This is a genomic window from Pseudochrobactrum asaccharolyticum (assembly GCF_003314995.1).
GTDB classification, from domain to species: Bacteria; Pseudomonadota; Alphaproteobacteria; order Rhizobiales; family Rhizobiaceae; genus Pseudochrobactrum; species Pseudochrobactrum asaccharolyticum.
Genome location: NZ_QNRH01000007.1, coordinates 29766 through 49406 on the forward strand (window position 1 = coordinate 29766; position 19641 = coordinate 49406).

General features: G+C 50.2%; 19 protein-coding genes. 8 read left to right on the forward strand and 11 right to left on the reverse strand.

All coding sequences use genetic code 11. From position 1 onward, the window contains the following. Positions 1-87 precede the first annotated feature (87 nt). The 4 genes from DFR47_RS16160 to DFR47_RS16170 all read left to right on the forward strand — a co-directional run bounded on the left by DFR47_RS16160 (position 88) and on the right by DFR47_RS16170 (position 4132). Positions 88-1317, forward strand: a complete 1230-nt coding sequence (locus tag DFR47_RS16160; protein ID WP_113945455.1) for an efflux RND transporter periplasmic adaptor subunit — start codon at positions 88-90, stop codon at positions 1315-1317. Between the two features lie 2 nt (positions 1318-1319). Next, on the forward strand, positions 1320-3296 hold the full coding sequence (locus tag DFR47_RS16165) for a MacB family efflux pump subunit (protein WP_210207331.1): 1977 nt from the start codon (positions 1320-1322) through the stop codon (positions 3294-3296). A 161-nt stretch (positions 3297-3457) separates the two neighbouring features. Beyond that, positions 3458-3613, forward strand: coding sequence for a hypothetical protein (locus tag DFR47_RS21820; RefSeq protein ID WP_170137521.1), 156 nt, complete (start codon positions 3458-3460; stop codon positions 3611-3613). Positions 3614-3631: 18 nt separating this feature from the next. Continuing rightward, a complete protein-coding gene (locus DFR47_RS16170; RefSeq protein WP_113945457.1) occupies positions 3632-4132 on the forward strand; it encodes a hypothetical protein in 501 nt (166 codons plus the stop codon). 79 nt (positions 4133-4211) lie between these two features. Here DFR47_RS16170 and DFR47_RS16175 read toward each other — a convergent pair whose 3' ends face one another. The 3 genes from DFR47_RS16175 to chrA all read right to left on the reverse strand — a co-directional run bounded on the left by DFR47_RS16175 (position 4212) and on the right by chrA (position 6438). Then, a complete protein-coding gene (locus DFR47_RS16175; RefSeq protein ID WP_113945458.1) occupies positions 4212-4577 on the reverse strand; it encodes a hypothetical protein in 366 nt (121 codons plus the stop codon). Between the two features lie 58 nt (positions 4578-4635). Beyond that, positions 4636-5037: a hypothetical protein gene (locus DFR47_RS16180; RefSeq protein WP_245416606.1), complete on the reverse strand. Its 402-nt coding sequence runs from the start codon at positions 5035-5037 to the stop codon at positions 4636-4638. 174 nt (positions 5038-5211) lie between these two features. Beyond that, positions 5212-6438 (reverse strand): chromate efflux transporter, encoded by a 1227-nt coding sequence (gene chrA / locus DFR47_RS16185; protein WP_113945459.1) that lies wholly within the window; start codon positions 6436-6438, stop codon positions 5212-5214. Positions 6439-6743: 305 nt separating this feature from the next. Between chrA and DFR47_RS16190 the strand changes: the two genes are divergently transcribed. Both DFR47_RS16190 and DFR47_RS16195 read left to right on the forward strand, forming a co-directional pair. Then, on the forward strand, positions 6744-7469 hold the full coding sequence (locus tag DFR47_RS16190) for a GNAT family N-acetyltransferase (protein ID WP_113945460.1): 726 nt from the start codon (positions 6744-6746) through the stop codon (positions 7467-7469). Next, a complete protein-coding gene (locus tag DFR47_RS16195) occupies positions 7469-8281 on the forward strand; it encodes an APH(3') family aminoglycoside O-phosphotransferase (RefSeq protein ID WP_245416607.1) in 813 nt (270 codons plus the stop codon). The genes DFR47_RS16190 and DFR47_RS16195 overlap by 1 nt, the downstream gene beginning before the upstream one ends. Positions 8282-8343: 62 nt before the next feature. On the opposite strand, the gene DFR47_RS16200 is transcribed toward DFR47_RS16195, so the two are convergent. After that, positions 8344-9198, reverse strand: coding sequence for a GntR family transcriptional regulator (locus tag DFR47_RS16200; RefSeq protein ID WP_147245586.1), 855 nt, complete (start codon positions 9196-9198; stop codon positions 8344-8346). Positions 9199-9524: 326 nt separating this feature from the next. Here DFR47_RS16200 and DFR47_RS16205 point away from each other — a divergent pair, with 326 nt between their 5' ends. Both DFR47_RS16205 and DFR47_RS16210 read left to right on the forward strand, forming a co-directional pair. After that, positions 9525-10382, forward strand: a complete 858-nt coding sequence (locus DFR47_RS16205; protein ID WP_113945462.1) for an EamA family transporter — start codon at positions 9525-9527, stop codon at positions 10380-10382. A gap of 457 nt (positions 10383-10839) precedes the next feature. After that, positions 10840-11433: a hypothetical protein gene (locus tag DFR47_RS16210; RefSeq protein WP_147245588.1), complete on the forward strand. Its 594-nt coding sequence runs from the start codon at positions 10840-10842 to the stop codon at positions 11431-11433. Positions 11434-11538: 105 nt separating this feature from the next. Here DFR47_RS16210 and DFR47_RS16215 read toward each other — a convergent pair whose 3' ends face one another. The 7 genes from DFR47_RS16215 to DFR47_RS16245 form a co-directional block, all read right to left on the reverse strand. After that, the gene (locus DFR47_RS16215; RefSeq protein ID WP_113945464.1) at positions 11539-12060 is read right to left on the reverse strand and encodes a GNAT family N-acetyltransferase; all 522 of its coding nucleotides are present in this window, start codon (positions 12058-12060) and stop codon (positions 11539-11541) included. Between the two features lie 68 nt (positions 12061-12128). Next, positions 12129-12959, reverse strand: a complete 831-nt coding sequence (locus DFR47_RS16220) for a PhzF family phenazine biosynthesis protein (protein WP_113945465.1) — start codon at positions 12957-12959, stop codon at positions 12129-12131. A gap of 114 nt (positions 12960-13073) precedes the next feature. Beyond that, positions 13074-13691 (reverse strand): GrpB family protein, encoded by a 618-nt coding sequence (locus DFR47_RS16225; protein ID WP_113945466.1) that lies wholly within the window; start codon positions 13689-13691, stop codon positions 13074-13076. After that, entirely contained in the window at positions 13688-14443 is a 756-nt protein-coding gene (locus DFR47_RS16230; protein WP_113945467.1) for a class I SAM-dependent methyltransferase, read from the reverse strand. The genes DFR47_RS16225 and DFR47_RS16230 overlap by 4 nt, the downstream gene beginning before the upstream one ends. 18 nt (positions 14444-14461) lie before the next feature. Then, a complete protein-coding gene (locus DFR47_RS16235; protein WP_113945468.1) occupies positions 14462-17572 on the reverse strand; it encodes an efflux RND transporter permease subunit in 3111 nt (1036 codons plus the stop codon). 10 nt (positions 17573-17582) lie between these two features. After that, the gene (locus tag DFR47_RS16240) at positions 17583-18695 is read right to left on the reverse strand and encodes an efflux RND transporter periplasmic adaptor subunit (RefSeq protein ID WP_113945469.1); all 1113 of its coding nucleotides are present in this window, start codon (positions 18693-18695) and stop codon (positions 17583-17585) included. Between the two features lie 186 nt (positions 18696-18881). Then, entirely contained in the window at positions 18882-19640 is a 759-nt protein-coding gene (locus DFR47_RS16245; protein ID WP_113945470.1) for an SURF1 family protein, read from the reverse strand. Position 19641: the final 1 nt, after the last annotated feature.

A 19641-nucleotide genomic window follows, 5' to 3' on the forward strand; every position in this document is an offset into this window, starting at 1 on the left:
AGAACGGTTCTGATCATTCAATCTGAACTGAACCGCTCTGCAAAAGACAACACCCTGACACCGCAAGTGCAGGCTCACGAGGTATAGATGAACGGTCGTCCGAAAAAGAAACGCGGTTTTGCTAAAAAATGGCTCTTCTGGCTGCTTGTAATCGCAGGGCTGGCTGCTGTTCTCTATTATTTCACTGCTGATTATTTCAAAACCGAAGCGCCGCAGGTGATGACCGCAACCGTGCGCAAGGGCGATATTGAAACCACAGTGCTGGCCACAGGCATTCTGAAACCGGCACGGCTGGTAGCAGTTGGTGCACAGGCCTCCGGTCGTGTTCTGAGCCTGAGTGTAAAAGCCGGTCAGCAGGTTAAAAAAGACGACCTGATCGCCCAGATTGATGCCACCACCCAGCAGAATGAGCTGCGCAAAGCCAAGGCGGACGAAGTTCGCAATCAGGCTGACCGCACTGATAAAATTGCCAAGACGGAATTGGCAAAGCAGGATCTGACGCGTCAGCAGCAAATGATTTCGCGCAATGCGATTTCCCGTGCCGATTATGACAAGGCTGTCAGCGCCGTTAAATCTGCTGAAGCGCAGATTGCTTTAAGTGATGCACAGATTGTCGCCTCGAAAATTGCTGTTGAAACAGCCGAAGCCAATCTCGGATATACGCAAATCCGCGCTCCGATTGACGGCACCATTCTGGCAACCGTTGTGCAGGAAGGCCAGACGCTCAATGCTGTGCAATCCGCACCAACCATCGCCATTATCGGTCAGCTCGACACGATGACCGTTGAGGCTGATATTTCCGAAGCTGATGTGATCAATGTCAAAGAAGGTCAGGATCTCTACTTCACAATTCCGGGACAGAGCGACAAGCGCTATACCGCGAAATTAGAGACATTGGAGCCTGCACCGCAATCAATCGTCAGCGACAAAAGCTTTGGCACCAGCAGTTCTGCCAGCAGCAGCACGGCAACAGCTTCAGCGATCTATTACAAGGGCATTTTCGATATTGCCAATCCGGACGGCGTATTGAAAACCTATATGACCGCCGAAATTCATATCATTCTCGGCAATGCAAAAGACGTGCTTCTGGTGCCCTCGACTGCCTTGTCCGAGCCGGACAAAAAAGGCCAGATCACTGTCAGCGTGATGGATAAAAACGGCGCGATCACCCAAAAACCCGTTGAAACCGGCCTCAATGACAAGGTGATGGTGGAAATCCGCTCCGGCCTGTCTGAAGGTGAAAAAGTCGTGACCGGTGATAATGCAGGCGGCCCTGCAGTTCCGCGCAGCAATCGCGGCCGTTCCATAAGGTTCTGATGATGGGTAAGCCACTGATTACCCTTGAGCATCTCTATCGGCATTATCCGTCAGGCGATGGTTTTACCACCGTGTTGAAAGATGTGAACCTGACAATCGGCCATGGAGAAATGGTGGCGATTGTTGGTGCATCCGGCTCCGGCAAATCCACACTGATGAATATTCTGGGCTGTCTCGACCGCCCGAGCGAGGGCAAATATTTCATCTCCGGTCGCGAAACATCGGATCTTGATGCGGATGAGCTTGCACAATTACGGCGTGAGCATTTCGGCTTTATTTTTCAGCGCTATCATCTGCTCAACGAGTTGTCTGCCGTCGGCAATGTCGAGATTCCTGCGATCTATGCAGGTCACAGCCGTGAAGAGCGACAGGAACAGGCCGTCCATATCCTTGACCGCCTCGGCATGGGAGAGCGTACTCACCACCGTCCGGGGCAGCTTTCAGGCGGGCAGCAGCAGCGCGTTTCTATTGCCCGCGCTTTGATCAACAATGCCGATGTTATTCTGGCTGACGAGCCAACCGGCGCTCTGGACACCCACAGCGGCGAAGAAGTTCTGAAAATTCTTGAAGAACTGCACCGCGAAGGCAAAACCATCATCATCGTCACCCACGATCGCAATGTGGCTGCGCGCGCTGAACGTATTATTGAGATCAGCGATGGTGAAATTATATCAGACACCACCCGCGCACCAGTTGAGCCAGCGCCTGAAAAACCTGCCAGCGATATTGCCAGCGGCGGGTTGAAAACCAATGGTAATCAGTCCTCTGTCGGCACCTTGATTGACCGTTTCAGCGAAGCTTTCCTGATGGCGCTGCGGTCAATGAATGCGCATCGCCTGCGCACATTTTTGACCATGCTCGGCATTATTATCGGTATTGCTTCGGTTGTTTGTGTGGTGGCACTCGGAAAAGGCTCGCAAAAACAGGTTCTTGACCAGATCAGCAGTCTTGGCACCAATACGTTGGAAATTTTTCCCGGCCGTGGTTTCGGCGACAGAATGTCAGCCCGCATCACAACACTGACGATTGATGATGCGAACCAGCTCGCCAAGCAGCCTTATATTATGGCGGCAACGCCGACCGTTTCCACCTCGACAACAGCCCGTTTTCAGGGAATTGAGGCCAATGCGCTCGTCAATGGTGTGAGCGATCAGTATTTTGTCACCCGTGGCAGCAAATTGGCAGAAGGCCGCTTTTTCGACGAGCAAAGCATTCACGATATTGCGCTTGAAGCGGTGATTGATGCCAATACCCGCAAAACCTTGTTTGCCAATTTTGAAGGCAGTCCGGTCGGACAGATCATTATTCTAAAAAATGTGCCGGTGCGCATTGTCGGTATTATTCAGCCGGAACAAGGTGGCTTTGGTTCCAGCGAAAATCTGTCGATCTATTTGCCTTATACGTCGGTGCAAATCCGTATGACAGGCTCACGCGTGCTGCGCAGCCTGACACTGCGCATTAATGACGACACCTCGCCGGAACTGGCCGAGAAAGCCGTCACCGCGTTTCTGATCCAGCGTCATGGTGAGCAGGATTTCACCATTCTGAACACGGATGATATCCGCAAGACCATCACCAGCACCACACAAGCGCTGACACTGCTGGTCTCCGCTATTGCGCTGATTTCACTGCTGGTCGGCGGTATCGGCGTAATGAATATTATGCTGGTTTCGGTATCAGAGCGGATCAATGAAATCGGTGTGCGTATGGCTGTAGGGGCAAGACGCAGCGATATTTTGCAGCAATTTTTGATCGAGGCCGTGCTTGTCTGCCTGATCGGCGGCTTGCTAGGCATCGCACTGGCGATGAGCTTCGGTTGGATCTTCAAAATGTTCAACACACCATTTGAGCTGATCTATTCGCCGTTCTCGATAATCGCAGCCTTTATTTGCTCAAGCCTGATCGGTATTTGTTTCGGCTTCCTGCCGGCACGCAATGCCTCCAAACTCGATCCGGTGGCAGCGCTCGCACGTGATTAAATCCTGATAAAAATGAGCTGCATGATGTTTTATATTAAATCATTATGCAGCAATTTTGCTTTTGAAAAGGCTCTTTGTCTGGTAACGCTCTCAAGATCAAAGGCTTCTTTTGCAGCAGCAGAAGTCGGGATTTGACGGCTCAAAACTTCAAAGAGTACTCAATGTCACTGATCGATATCGTATTTATCGTTATACCACTCGTCATTGCTATGGTGATCGCACTCCTTGTGAGCATAAAAATGCTGCGCCGCGAATATTATTGGGCTGTCACACCTTTCGCTGCTATCGCGATGATAACACTGCTGCTTACAGCCTGATTTTCTGAGCAGCACCTGATGCTCACTTTGATTTATGCGCTCGGATTGTGGTATTTTTCACTTCCCCTTCCCCCGTCAACACCACCGGATACCTGCTATACTGAGGATGGCGATATTGCGCTGTCACAAAAGTCCATTGAAGACTGGACATTGCTGCGTGCCAAATGCTCGTGCTTCATTGCTTTGAAGGGTTCAGATCAAAGCGAATTTTCAATTGTTGTGGTCAAGGCTTATGCCAAACAGAAGCAACCGCGTTTGTCCGCGATACTTTCTGTTGAGCAATCCTTTCCGGAACATGCAGGCGAATTACCGGTTCTTATCAATGGTCAAACCATCAACGCAAAAGCCAAACCAATGGCCGGTACTTCAACGGTAGAAGTGAACAGCTCCGCAGACTGGATTGTAGCCATAGCTGAAGCCAAAACACTACAAATTGGCGACTATCAATTTACATCCGCTCAGTCTCAGATCGCAATGCAGGAGCTAAAATCCTGCTATGCGGGCCTGCAAGGCAAATAAAAAGGCAACAGACTTACATCTGCTGCCTTTGAAAACTTCTGATTAATCAACGGCCTGCAAAACACAGCACCACAGATAATTACTGCTTGGTCAGCATTTCATACTGGCTGCAATGGACAGCAACAGTAGAACCCGTTGCAACTGTAATCTCTTCCAATGATACAGTCTGCGCGCCGTCATAGCTGTTGCCTTTGACACCTTCTGCTTCAAACTTCTCACTCTCTGCAGCATCGGAGGCTGCAGGCAGCATTGCAATGATTTTCTCATAAGCAGCAACGGTTTCCGCCGGAACATGACCATTTTCCGCACAATATTTAATCAGACCCAGCTGATTGCGCGCAGAATTATAAACCTGATCACTTTCCGCATCAGCGAAAGAAACAGAGGATAAAACCGGCAGCTGGATCAGTGCCACTGCAACAACAGATAGAAATTTCATATTCATGAGAAAATCCTGTTTATAGGAAGAATAATGGAATGATCATGCGTATCAAGAACTGGTCTTACTGACCGCTTTTCTGTTTGGCGATCATGCGTCCCAAAGTCTCCTGAGATTTATACTGCTTACAGACTGCTGCCACATCAACATTATTAGCTTCTGCGAGCTCTTCAAGAGGCTGCTCATCCCCCTGCAAATAGGAAATACCGTCACGCCCCTTTTGTTCATGCAGATCAGCCTCGTCTGAATCCGGCATTTCGCCGTAAATCTCATCAATTCCGATCTGGAAAAACTCTTCGGAATCCTTATCCAGCAGGCCTTTGTCGCTGCAAAAGGCGATAATGCCTAGATCATTACGCTTTTCGAGATAAGAAGGATCGATACTGTCCTGTGCCTGTGCGGCACTGCCGGTCATGGCGGCGAATAATGAAAAAGTAAAAGCTGCAGAAAGATAGTAGCGGCGCATGATGTTCCCCGTTTCGTATGTATAATCACAAACATCGGGGAAACCTGCTATTTTCAAAGTCTCTCCCGCTACCGTTTGTATTCTCATTCCCTTCGGATAATACAATCGGATCTTGCTGCGCAATGAGCTTTCCCGTGACAAAAGTCAATGCGGTTTCACACTCTTTAGCTCACATCAGATGGCCGCGATCATGCCCGCACCGGCCAACAGCACAACAATAATCCACGGCTGGACCTTCCAGACTGTCAGCAACAAAAAGCCGGTAAGTGCCAGCGCAAAATCCTGCGCACTTAAAACCGCCCCTGTCCACACCGGATCATATAAGGCAGCGCCGAGAATACCGACAACGGCAGCGTTCGCACCCCGCATAGCAGCCTGTGCAGTCGGGCGTAATCGTAACTGATCCCAGAACGGCAACATACCGTAAACCAATAATAATCCGGGCAAAAATATTGCTGTCAGTGCAATCAGCGCGCCTGCTATTCCGTTGGGTTCCGGCTGCATGAGCGCACCGAGATAGGCTGCAAAGGTAAAAAGCGGCCCCGGTACGGCCTGTGCCAGCCCGTAACCGGCCAGAAATGTCTCACTGCTCACCCATTGCGGCACTACAACTTCGGCCTGTAACAGCGGTAAAACTACATGGCCACCGCCAAAAACCAGCGTACCGGCACGATAAAACGCATCAAAAAGTATAAAACCTTGCTGACCGGTCACTATAGCCAGCAGCGGCAGCACACCGAACAAAGCCGCGAACAACAGCAATGCTATCACAGCATGATGGCGTTTTACCGGAAACTGCAACTGACCGCTCAGCGCTGCGCCCTCATTACGGCACAACCAAAGACCCAGCAATGCTCCGCCAAGAATTGCAACCAGTTGTGCGATTGTACCGCCAACAAATACCAACACACCAATCGCCAGCAATGCAATCACCGCACGCGGCTTATCCGGCGTCAGACTACGCGCCATCCCCCAAACCGCCTGTGCAACAATCGCTACCGCTACAAGTTTCAACCCGTGCAACAATCCTTGCACAGCGGTGCCGGTCATTGAGGCAGCGCCCAAAGCCAGCAGAACAAGCACCAGTGCAGACGGTAAGGTAAAAGCTAGTGATGCTGCTAATCCGCCCAAAAGTCCGTTGCCGCGCAGCACACCCAGCGCAAATGCTACCTGACTGGATGCTGGTCCGGGTAAAAACTGACAAAGTGCCACAAGATCAGCATAACCGGCTTCACTGATCCACTTTCGGCGAACAACCAGTTCGTCTCTGTAATATCCCAAATGCGCAACAGGCCCGCCGAAGGATGTCAGACCCAGTTTAAGAAAAACACGAAACACTTCCGCGCAGGAACCCTGACTCTCCCCTGCCTCAGCACGTCTTTCATATTGTTCCTGCACCATAGTCTGCCCGTAAAGCTCCGCTCTGCTATCTGAATAATGATATTATAGTTTTCCGGCTCATAACCAGTCTCAATGTCAGCCACATCACATCTACTTCAGGCTGTAATCTTTCCATAGTCCGCAGTGAAAAAGGTCAGTCATTATTCCGGTTGGTTTACACATCATTTACACAGTCATTTCACAGAATCTGAACAAAACTATTGTTGATTGGAAGGTGGTCAGAGCTGCGAATATAAACGACATTGATAATAAAATGCGATGCAACACAATCTGCCTGCCTGCAATCAAATCAAATGAGCCGTTCAATGTTTTCCCCGATTGTTACAGAATTCTGGCGCTTGTCTTCCCTGCGAGGGTATAAGCTTTACAGCGATGCTGCGTTTTCAATTTATGCCAATCCGAAGCTGGATGAAGACGAGAGCGGTACAATTCTGACGACAGAAGATAAAACCGCTGTCAGCCTCCATCCGCAACTCGCTGACCGTCTTGATTTGCACTCTGAGCCGATCTCGGATGCAATTTTCCGGCAAAAACTCGCCGAACATAAGATCACTTTGCATGGAGCAGATTACCTGTTCTACTTTCCTGTCCATATAGCGGCCGCTCTTAATCCGGCAGAGCCATCCCGCAATGTCCGCCGGTTAACCACAGATGATGAAGCCGCTTTTGCGGCATTTTGCGCCGCCTCTTCAGAAGACGATCTGGATGCCGCCTATGTGGAACTGGATCACTGGCTGGTCTTCGGCGCGTTTGACGGAAACTGCCTCGTATGTGCTGCCAGCATGTATCCGTGGCAGGAATCCAAAATCGCGGATATGGGTGTGCTGACACTGCCCGCTTATCGGGGTAAAGGCTATGCCCGCGATACCGTCCATGCGATCAGCAAACATGCCTCATCGCTGGGTTATGAACCGCAATATCGCTGCCAGCTGGACAATCAGGCTTCTGTTTCTCTGGCAAAATCTGCCGGTCTGGTTCTGTTTGGCACATGGGATAATATGCTGCCTGCCGTGGACACTGAGAATAGCTGATGAGTGATATACGGGAAATCACCGCTGAATTTCCGGATTTACCGGAGCCGATGCAACAACAAGCGCCAGGGCGCATTGCCAAGCGCAATGTCGTCGGCATGTCCGGCGGTACAGTCTACAGACTTTGCGACACAGCCGGTAAGCCTGATCTCTATCTCAAACAGGGCGGCGGATCCGTTGCCACGGATATTACAGATGAAATGGTACGGCTGAACTGGCTGGAACAGTATATTTCTGTACCGCAAGTCATCGCTTTTACAGCGCAGTCAGATCAGGCATGGCTGCTGATGTCAGCGCTAACCGGCCGTACCGCTTATCAGCGTCTCACGGAAGAGCCGGAGGCGCGTCCGCAAATCGTCGATGCGCTTGCGGGATTTTTACGCCAAATTCACACTATTCCGGCTCAATCCTGCCCTTTTAACAGTGATCATCACTTGCGTCTTGCACGCGCGCACCAGCGCCTGCAAGCAGGCCTTGTTGATACGGATGATTTCGGTACCCTTTATGAAGGGCAGACTGCGCAGCAGGTTTGGGATGATATAACCGCTCTGTTGCCACTGGAAACCAAAACTGTAGTTACCCATGGTGATTTCTCGCTGGATAATATTTTGATGGATGGCAACACAGTCACCGGCTGCATTGATACCGGTCGCGTTGGTCTTGCAGATCCATATCAGGATCTTGCCATCCTATGGGATTGTCTCGGGGAATTCAGCCCCGCCCTTCAGGACAGGCTGTTTCCGGCCTATGGTATCACAGCGCCCGATCAGAAGAAATTGCGCTTTCACCTCGGGCTGGATGAGTTTTTTTGAACGCGGCGACAGTCTATTTATTTCACGAAGGTCACTGCTTCAATACAAATCGCGATGCCAATTTAATTGGCACCGCCTTTATTGCTTCTCTCTTTTAGCTCATGAATTTCATTATTTGCAGTTATTACGAGGTCCACCTGTTTATCAACTAATTGCGCAACCATATCAAAATCACGATTGAGTACAGCGTCCTTTAATTCTGTGTAGATTTCTATTGAATACAGAGTGCGCAGCGCCTGTGATTTTTTCACCGAATTTGCAAATTCCTGCCACTCTACAGTCGGCATTAATATTCTTAACCCGCGGCCTTGTCTGCGGATATGTTCAGTCGTCAGCGTATAAAAACGTTTCAGCCATGGTGCACGATGTGCCGCGAGAAGCGCTCCGTCAAAGGCATCATGAGACTGCGCCCAGGCAATAAAGTCATCAATCCTGCATGTTTCCTGAACCGGGGATAATTGCCGCTCAAAACAATAATGCATTGCAACGATGTCTGCTTCCCAGTTTTTATCGCCGTACAGCATCGCCTCTTTCAAAAGATGCTGTTTAACCAGCTTTCTTGCCCGATACAGTTCCGTCAGCTCATCAATGGAAACCGGCGAGACAATATAACCTTTATTGGGTTGTAAGATTACCAGATGGTCGCTCTCAAGGCGTGTTAAAGCCTCACGCAGCGGTGTTGAACCGACATTGTATTGCTTTTGTACCCAGGTCATTTTCAGGGGAGTATCAGGCGGGATTTTTACATTCAAAATATCGTTTTTTAACAATTCATAGGCGCAATCAACTTTTGATAACTTGTCGTTTTGCAAAATATTCCCCTTCATAAAATTCCATTCGTATCTAAGCATATAAAAAGTAATATTTGCTTTACATACGACACCGGATCCTGCCCGCATCGCCCCCTCTGCCGGCACTTAATCATTCCCTTAGCTTACAGTCTTATCAGCGATTTTGATGCCCCGATAAATCATTCTGTCTGCAATTATATGAAAACCAGACACAGAGACAATTATATAGCTTTGAGTCTCTGAACAGACAGAAAACCACGACAGAAGAACAATAAAAAACATGCGGCGTCCTCCCGTCACGATCTGTGCTGAAATCAAAACAAATCTGCAAGCAATCTTCACACTCTTCTGATCTCAACAACGAGTTGAAATTTATCATCGACGGACGTAAGGACAGCGTTTCCCGTCTCTGAGTGAACGCTCGCGGGAGTTTATGAAAGTGCAGGAATAAAATGGACGCGGTTCAGATCGAACGGAGCAGCGAAAGCAAACAAACACTTACAGCTGTCGGACTGACACTGGCAGCAATGATCAGCATTCAGCTTGGGGCAGCAATATCCAAGCCGATTATGCAGCAATTAGGAACATTCGGCACCACATTTGTCCGCCTTTCCTTTGCGGCAATCATTCTTCTGATCTGGATACGTCCGTCTTTCCGCAGCTATAACCGCTCGCAATGGCTTTCCGCCTTTTCATTGGGCGCCTCCATGGCCTTCATGACCATGTGTTTCTTTGCTGCCATTGAGACCATTCCGCTCGGCCTTGCTGTTGCAATTGAGTTCATGGGGCCTTTGCTGGTCGCCACACTCTATGGCAGCGGCAAATTTCGCCTCATCTGCCCGATGATTGCCGCAGCAGGGATTATCTGTCTCACCTCCGGCAGCAGCCTCTGGGGCAATGATATGACCGGTATGCTGTTTGCCTTTTGTGCGGCAATCGGCTGGGGTGCCTATATTATCCTGACCAAACGTGCAGGTGAAAAATTCCACGGGCTTGAAGGTCTGGCGGTTTCCATGATGTTTGCCGCTCTTGTGGCATTACCGGTGGGCACCGGTCAGCTCTATACCAATTTCAGCACTGAAGCCTTTATTATGGCCGGTTTGCTGGCATTGCTGACCCCGCTTATTCCCTATGCCTTTGAATTTATGGCGCTGCGCAATCTAAAACCATCGGCTTTTGGTATTCTCGTCAGCCTTGAACCGGCCATCGGTGCCACTGTCGGTTTCCTCATGCTGCATCAGGCATTGTCCATTGTGCAGATTGCCGGAATTGCTTTGGTGATTACGGCCAGTGTGATCAGCACACGCTGACAAGTTGATCTCTTCCTTTGACGCATTGGCCTGACAAAAAATGCAGGCCAATGTTTCACGGGAATCATTTTGCATCACGCAACTTCCCTTCAGACATCAGCCGTATAGTACACTTCCGATATTATTTTCTCCTGAAAGATTTTTACCTCAATTCAGGTGTTTTCATCTTTATACTTTTTAAGAAATGTTCTTCACAATGCAAATATTTGAATTTAAATATGATTATATTAAAAATAATTATTAAAATTAAACATCTAGTCATTTTGTATTATTGACGTATTGCAGCGATTGAAAAACATAAATTAAACTGTATTTCTGCAACTCATTAAATTCATCATTAAAAATATTATTACATTTTCTTAAGAGATGAGTTTAACCGCATTTTCTTCAGAAAATGCGGAAGCATAAATCAGCATTCAATCAATATTATCAATTATGATATTTCGAAGGGGGAAGTATGCGTTCGCCATACTTTATGCTATCTGCACCTGTGCTGGCTTTGTTGCTTGTCGGTTGTCAGTCAACAAAACCGATTGCCATGTCTGTTAATGCCACGCCGACTGCATCCGGTATCAAAAACGGCGATATGCTTGCCCCGCAGCGTGCATCCGGACAGGATATTCCGCAGCTGCGCGGACAGGAAATGGTTACCATCCGCACTTATGAGAATATTAAAAAGCCTGATGTGCAATTCGCCACGCTCACCGAAATAGAGGGCGTTACCTGCGAGATTGAAAGCGATGGCTATAAAGCCACCGTTAAAACACCGGCAGAAGTACGGGTACCGAACTACGGCTACGCATCAAGGCTGATTTCTGCCCGCTGCAATGCGCCCGGTTATAAACCCGGTTTTGAGAGCGTCAAAGCCTATAACAAAACCGGTGAGCAGCGCATGAACAGTGCCAGCGGCGGCGGTCTGGCCGGCGTTGTCCTTGTTGCTATGATCCATGCTGCAACAGACGAAAAGAAGCATGAATTCGCCTATCCGCCGCTGAAAGTGACGATGACAAAGCCTGTCGTAGCCTCTGCAAAACAGGTTGCCCGCAAATAACACGAAAGCAGTGTACAGCGCTCACTCTGTTAATTGTAAAGCTGCCCGCTTTCTCACCTGACAAAAACCTCGGGTGAGAAAGCAAAGCCCGGCAGTCAATAGTGTTTACAAATAGCGCTCCAGCAACTGTCCGGGCCAGCCTTCAACATCAAAGGTTGAAAGCCGCGTATAGCCGCAGCGCTCATAAAAACGGACTAAAGAGCCGTCACCGCCGCCATAGCAGTCAACGCGCATATAGTTCAGCTCAGCTGCACGTGTTTGCTCATCAGCAAAACCCATTAACCGCCGCCCGATCCCGCGAACACGCGGATCACGCGAAGCAATCAGCAATAATACATAATTTTCCGGTCGCGTTGCTGCCGCCACATAAGGCATGGCATCACCCAGCACGATCGACCCGCAAATACCCAGTTCCGCATCTTCAGCAACCCATGCGCCGGGCAAAGAGCAGGCATCGGTAATGCGCTGTACCCGCTCTGGTGAAACAGACCATGGTTCATTGCCCCACTGCCCTTCATTGCCGATGCTGACAAACCAGGCGATCACTTCATCAAAAATACGCAAAACCGCAGGTGCATCAGCAGCACTCGCGCGTCTGATCGTCAGCTCATCTGTTATTAAATGCATATCCCGAAACTCTCCCATTCACCGGTCTCTCCTCTGAACCGGCTGTAAACTTCATCATCGTGTGATGCTCAGGACATCACCCTTGCTGTTCCGGACACGCGGATAGAACCGCCCTGCGGTGTGAGAATATCCGCATGCAGTCTGGAAAGCATGCCCATATCTTCGCCCTGTATAATGTCGATTGCGCCATGATGCGACCAGTTCAGATCGCGTAGATAGCCTGCAAGTGCTGCGGTTGCTGCACCTGTTGCAGGGTCTTCATAAACACCGCCCGCTGCAAAAATATTGCGTGTATGGAACAATTGCGGGGTCTGCGCATAGCTCAGCACAATGGTGACCCAGCCGTTTTTCAGCATCAAGGCACGGCCGCTGTCAAAATCATAGTGCATGGCACTCAAAGTCTCGCGTGCATTCAGCGTCAGCGAAAGATGGTCAGCACCACCATGGATCAAAGCAGGCGGCAGATCCGGATTAAGATCACGCTCAGTCAGCCCAAGCAAATCCAGCGCCTCTGTCATCTGCGCCGGAGGCGCCACTTTGCTGAAAGTCGGCGGGGATTGCAGAGCAGCCTTCAGGACATCGCCTTGACTGCTCCCCTCCACCGTAATCCGGCTTTGATTGAGAATGAGCGGGAAAATGCCGTCGCCCTCGCGCATTGCCAGCGCAGCGCCAAGGGCAATCGTGGCATGGCCGCAGAACGGAACTTCAAATGCCGGTGCAAAATAGCGGGTACGCCAGCCATCTTCTGTGCGTGCCGCAAAAACAGTTTCAGAAAAGCCGACTTCTGCCGCCACCTGCTGCATAATCTGCGCTTCCGGCAATGTTTCAGCAATCACCACACCGGCAGGATTGCCACCGCTGTTGCCTTCTGAAAATGCTGCGATCCGTAAAATATTCAATTGCTTGCTCCCCCTACCCTTCCCGCGATCAGGAAGCCTGAATTGCTACCTAAATTCAGCTTCTTCACCAAGACAAATAAACTCTTCTTGAAAAGAAGAGACCGCACTGAAACCTTATGCTTCTGTCAGCCAGCCGTGACTGCGAAAAATATCCTGATAAATCGCGCGCACAACATTTTGCTTACGGGCATTATAATCCGTTGCATTGGTCACGCCGTCTTTTGCCAGCAATTTGGCTTGTGCATAGCGTTGCCTGTCAGCGGGATGGTCGCGCAACCAGTCTCTGAACAGAATATGCCGGATATGCTCCGGACAGGCCGGTCCGAAAACATGCAAATTCACCCGCGGGTTCTCGTGGCGCAACATACGATGCTGATACCATGAGCGCTCTCTGATCTGCAGCCGGTAGCCAAGCGCTTCGAGTGCGGGAACATAGCTATCCTCATTCTCCGGATCAGTCACGATCAGATCAATATCAATCACAGGCTTTGCCGCGAGATCCGGTACAGCTGTGGAGCCGACATGCTCAATATGCAAAGCCCTTTGTGCCAAAACCTGTTCAATCTCAGCTTTTTTGGCAGCAAATATCTCAACCCATTGCGGTTTACAGGTCTCCACCTGAATATCCTCAGATGTTGGCTTGCCAGCGACCCATGGGTTTTCATGCGGGTCGCCATCTTCAAAGTGCATAATCCCTGCACGCTCTGGCCAGCCTGATGAATACTGCGTCATAGCTCTGCCTTCAAAGAACCAAACGGGATAATTTCAACGGCATCCTCATGATAAGGATTGCCCTGCCAGTCGCCGAACCAATGATTCACGTGAAGCTTTGTCTGTGCGACCAGCGCCGCGATCTGTTCCTGCGACGGAAATGCAATGCGGGATTTCGAGGAATATACCCGACCGTCCGCGATCACCTCATAATAAGTGCCATATTCGACAACCATTGCCTGCGGGTCAAAACTATAATCATTCCATGAGTTTATGGTTCCGAACTCCGGATGCTCAATCGTCCGTCCGGACTCCTGCGGGTTCCATTCCTGCCATTCTTTGATTTTAGGATTGCGGCTGTCGAAAATGAACTGACCACCCACTTCCAGATGCCTTTCGATAGTTTTGAGCAAAGCGAGCTGCGCTTCCGCAGTCAAAAACACCTGAAAAGCATGACCGCTCAGCACAATAAGATCAAATTTTTCGTTCAGATTGAGAGTTGCCGCATCACTTAGCACCCATGTGACCTGATCGCCGCCCTCACGTTGTTTTGCAATATCCAGCATTGGCTGTGCCGGATCAGCACCGACAACACGCTTCGTACCGTCCATAGCAATGCGTGCCGCCAGCAATCCGGTGCCGCAACCGATATCCAGCACCGAACGGGCATTGTCAGCCAGCTTCAGCAAAAACGCACAAGCCGGACTCCACTCATTTTCAAGATCATAAAACTGTGCCAGTTCCGGATCATTATACAGCTTGTCTGTCTTCATAGAATTTTACTCTTATCCTCATTCCGCTTTGCTGTTCAGCGCGGCATGATCCTGCATACTGAGCATTGCCTCTCCCTGCAAACGATCATCATCGGTCACAGAGGTCAATTTGCCCAAGCGCTTGCCCAGCCAGAGCTTCAGATCATCCATAGCGGTAAACATAACCGGCACAAAAACCAGACTGAGGACTGTAGAGGTCATCAGTCCGCCGATCACCGCAATTGCCATTGGCGCACGAAAGCCCGCATCACCGCCAATTCCGATTGCGGCCGGAACCATTCCCGCCACCATAGCAATCGTCGTCATGATAATCGGGCGTGCACGCGTCATACCGGCTTTGACCAGTGCATCATGGCGGTTCAGCCCCTGATGCCGGCATTCAATCGCATAATCCACCAGCAGAATAGAGTTTTTACAAACAATACCCATCAGCATCAGAATGCCGATAACCGACGGTAAATCCAGTGATGCGCCATAGAGCAGCAAGCCAAGCGCTGCCCCACCGATGGAAAGCGGCAAAGCAATCAGGATTGTCACAGGTTGCAAAAAATCCTTAAACAACAAGACCAGCACGGCTGCCACCATCAAAATTCCGGTCAGCAGCGCCACGCCGAAATTATTGAACATTTCTTCCATATATTCGGCATCACCATATTCAATCTGGCTCACACCGTCCGGCAGGTTTTTATAGGCATCAAGCTGAGCAATCGCTTCCAAAGCTGTGCCCAATGTCGCACCATTATTGAGATTGGCCTCCACTTCGATCAGTCTTTTACGATCAAGACGCTCCACACGACTTTCCGCTGCTCCGAAAGTGATATCCGCCACTGCCGACAATGGCACCGGAACACCTGCAGCAGTACTCACCTTGAGTTGACGCAGCAGATCCAGATCGCTGCGGGCAGAGCTTTCCATCAAAACACGGATCGGGATTTGCCGGTCACCGAGATTGAACTGCGCTGAATTGGAATCCGTTTCTCCCAGCGTTGCAATACGCACGACCAGACCAATGGATGCCGGAGAAACGCCAAGATGTGCTGCCTCATCGAGACGCGGTTTGACATGCAATTCCGGCGCAGGCAGCGGTTCGGAGGAGACAACGCTGGCCAGCTCCGGCAATGTCCGCATTTGCGCCTCCAGCGCCCGTGCGGCACGAATAAGAGCCTCTCCGTCATTGCCGACCAGCGCAACGGAGACTTCCTTGCCGCTATCATTGGTAAAAGTGAACTGAATATCCGGTATAGCTGCGATAACCGGACGTATTGATGCCTCAAATTCTTTCTGGCTCATGCCCCGTTCATCACGTGGTTTCAGATTAATCAGCAAAGAAAAATCACTGACACTGTCCGAAGCTGTGGCCAGCACATCCTTGACCCCGGGGCGTTTCAGCAGTTGAGCTGTAATCATATCGGCAATACGGGTTGTTTCTTCCAGTCTGGTGCCAGGTGTCAGCGTGACTTTAACCTGCGAGACATCCGTATCACTTTGCGGCATATAACCGGATGGTAGCAAGGACAGCAGATAAACCGAGCCGGCAAAAATCATTGCCACAAATGCAAAAGTTGTCTTGCGATGATGCAGTGTCCAATTCAGCAGCTTCAGATAGAACAGGTTCAAACCTGCAGGTTCTGTCTCTTTATGGGCAGCTTTATGCGGTTGCAGCAGATAGGCTGCCATCAGCGGTGTCAGTAAACGGGCAACTGCAAGCGAAATCAGCACGGCAATCGCCACAGTTAGTCCGAACTGGCGGAAATACTGGCCGATTGCGCCACCGATAAAGCTGACCGGCGCAAAAATAGCGACAATGGTCAGTGTGGTGGCCACAACGGCCAACCCGATAGCATCGGATGCCTCAAGAGCGGCAATATAAGGCCGTCGCCCCATTTGCACATGCCGTTCGATATTCTCGATCTCAACAATCGCATCATCAACGAGAATACCGATGACCAGTGTCAATGCCAGCAGGCTGATACTGTTGAGTGTGAAATCGAGCCAGTACATTGCAGCAAAGGTCGGTAGAATAGACAGGGGCATGGCCACAGCCGCAATGAATGTTGCCCGCCAGTTCCGCAAAAACAGGAACACCACAACAATGGTCAGCAATGCGCCTTCGACCAGAGCCGAAATTGCATTATTATAGCTCTGCAATGTATAGCCGACGGTTGAGCTGATCTCTTTGATCTCTGTGCCCGGATATTGCTGCCGCAGCACTTCCAGATGCGCCTTAACCCGTTCTGCAACAACAGTATCGCTGTGCCCCTTGGCACGTGATACGGAGAAACCAACCACGGGTTTACCATCCAGACGCGAAAAACTGCGCGCTTCAGAGGCCGTATCTTTCAGCTCCGCAATCTCACGCAGCGGTATCCAGCGATTGCCCGGCAGAGCAATTGTCAAACGTGACAATTCCTCAATTGTTTTAGCGCTCGCAAGGGTGCGCAAAGATTGTTCTCTGTCACCGATATTGCCGCGCCCGCTCGGAACATTGACATTAAGCTCGCGTAAAACGCTGTTTACCTGATCGGCAGAAACACCCAGCGCCAATAACCGCTGCGGTTTCAGTGCAATGCGGATCTCGCGGCTAACACCGCCCAGCCTTTGCACTTTCTGCACGCCGGTCACAGTCAGCAATTCACGGCTGATCGTGTCATCCACAAACCACGACATATCCATATCGGATTTTTGCGGCGCAGAGATCATATAATACAGGATTGCGCCGCCCTCGACATCAATACGGGTGACCACTGGCTCCTGTATCGTTTGCGGCAAGTCTGAGCGGATTTGTGCGACCGCTTCACGCACATCATTGGTTGCGCGATCCGGATCAATGCCGATGCGGAACTCAATTACCGTATTTGATGTACCGTCAGCAAGTGTGGAGCGGATATGCTTGACGCCGGCAATACCGGACACAGCCCCCTCAATACGACGAGTAATCTGCGTTTCCATCTCCGAAGGGGCGGCGCTGGCCTGCGTGACCGTGACATTGACCACCGGAAAAGACACATTCGGATTGGCATTGATCGGTAATTTGCTGAATGCCATCCAGCCGGTCAGTGTCATAACGATAAAAAGCACAAGAACCGGCACCGGCTTGCGGATTGCCCAAGCAGAAATATTACTGGTCATCGGATATCTTTCACAGGGTCAGGTCGGGTGCAGCACTGACGGTTTCGCCATCGCGCAGCAACGGCCCTGCTCTTTCAATAATCTGATCTCCCGCCTGCAAACCGGAGCGGATTTCAACCTCCCCGTTTTTATGCCGCCCCAGTTCGACTTTGCGTTTTACCGCCTTACCATTGCTGATAATGAAAACCGTCGTCTCTCCGGCGAGGTTTGTGTCACGTAAAACGGCAGAATCCCTGACCAGAATGGCGTGATTTTGCGCAAACACGACTTCCGCTTTGCCAAATGCACCAGAGAGCAGCGTCGGTTGCTTGTCGCTCAACGTAATAAAAACCGTACCTAAACGGGTCTGACGATCAATTTTCGGAGAAACCAGTCGGACATGTCCCCCGACTTCCTTACCATCCGGCAAATGCAGGTGTACCCTTTGTCCGGCCTTCAGAAAGCGCAATTCGCTTTCCGGTACTTCTGCTGCAAATTCGATCTCGCTGTCACGGATCAGGTTCACAAGCGGCGTGTTACCGGCCAGAGCACCGGCACGGGCATAGCGTTCTGAAACAAGCCCGCTCACCGGAGCAATGAGTATTGCCCGTTCGCGCTCGCTTTTGGCATCAGCCAGTTGCGCTTCAGCCTGTGCCAGCTCGGCCTTGGCTACATCAATACTTTGTTCAGCAAGATGTAATGCCGCTAATTTATCATCATAGGATTGCTCGCTGACAGCGCCGTTGCCACGTAAACGCTTTGTGCGGTTCAGATTGGATTGTGCCTGTTCGCGGCTTACTTCTTGTTGCACGAGGGCTGCGCGCGCACGGGCAACCCGCCCCTCATTCTCGCGCAAACGAATATCCAGTTTCAGCGTATCAAGCCGCACCAGCACCTGCCCTGCACGGACATAATCACCGACCTCAATTTCTACTGCCGCAATCCGCTGATCTTGTAAGCTTGTACCAACAGCAATTTCTTCACGCGGGACAAACAGCCCGTTAAAAGCCAGTTTCCACTCAACTGCTTTTTGCTGAGCGATGATGGTTGAAACAGTGCGCACAGGCGCGAGTGCTTCAGCACAGGCTCCCGCAGGTAACAGCAGAATTGGTGTGGCAAATGCGAGGTGAGGAAGAAACCTCATTCATCGATATCCTTTATGCTGGACACGGGACAAAAATCGTTCCGGAGCACAACACAAACAATATGATTGTTAAGGATCAGCAGAGAGAATACGTACAGATCGCGCAAAAAATCTGTAGTTTTAATCTTTTGATGCAGAGGAGAATTATTGTTTTATGAACAAAATATACCTTTTAATATATTGATTTTATTCAGTAATTTTATTTTTCCGTGCGAGTTCATAGCGGATCAAAAATATGGCTGCGCCAAGAACCATCAGAGCCAGAGTAAACCAGGTCAGCGCATAAGCTAAATGATTATCCGGAAATTTGATCACAGTCAGCCCGCCTTCCGGACGATCCGCACGGTTTTGATCAGCATTTGCATCAATAAAATAGGCCGGTACATTGGTGAGATCTGCCCGCTTGGCAAAAACCTCAATATCGCGGGCATGCCAGATATTTTTTTCCGGATTATTCTGGCGCAAGAAGAAGCCTTTAGGCTCGGTCAATCTCAAAAGGCCGGTCACCGATGTTTCACCCTCGATCTGCCCGCTGGCACGGCTTTCCGGCGTACGTTTTGCTGAAGTGACATAGCCGCGGTTGATGTAAATTGTCTCTCCGCTGTCACGCTGAAACGGCGTTACAATCCAGTAGCCGGAGCCTCTTTCTGTCAAAGCCGCAACGGCAACTTCTTTATCATTGAGATAATGACCGCTAACGCTGACAGCGCGATATTCTAATGCTTTGTTATCAGCCTGTTGCCAGCTGTTCAGATCGGGTGCTGCAATAGGGGCAGCATGAATGTTTTGCTCGACCCGTGTAATCAGATCATGTTTCCAGCCAAGACGCTGAACCTGCCAGCTGCCCAGAGCGGTTAATCCACTGATGAGCAGGCCGGCGATCACAGCGACCAGCACAATTCTGCCGCGTCTTGTTTTCACAGATGGTGCCTGATTATCAGTCATA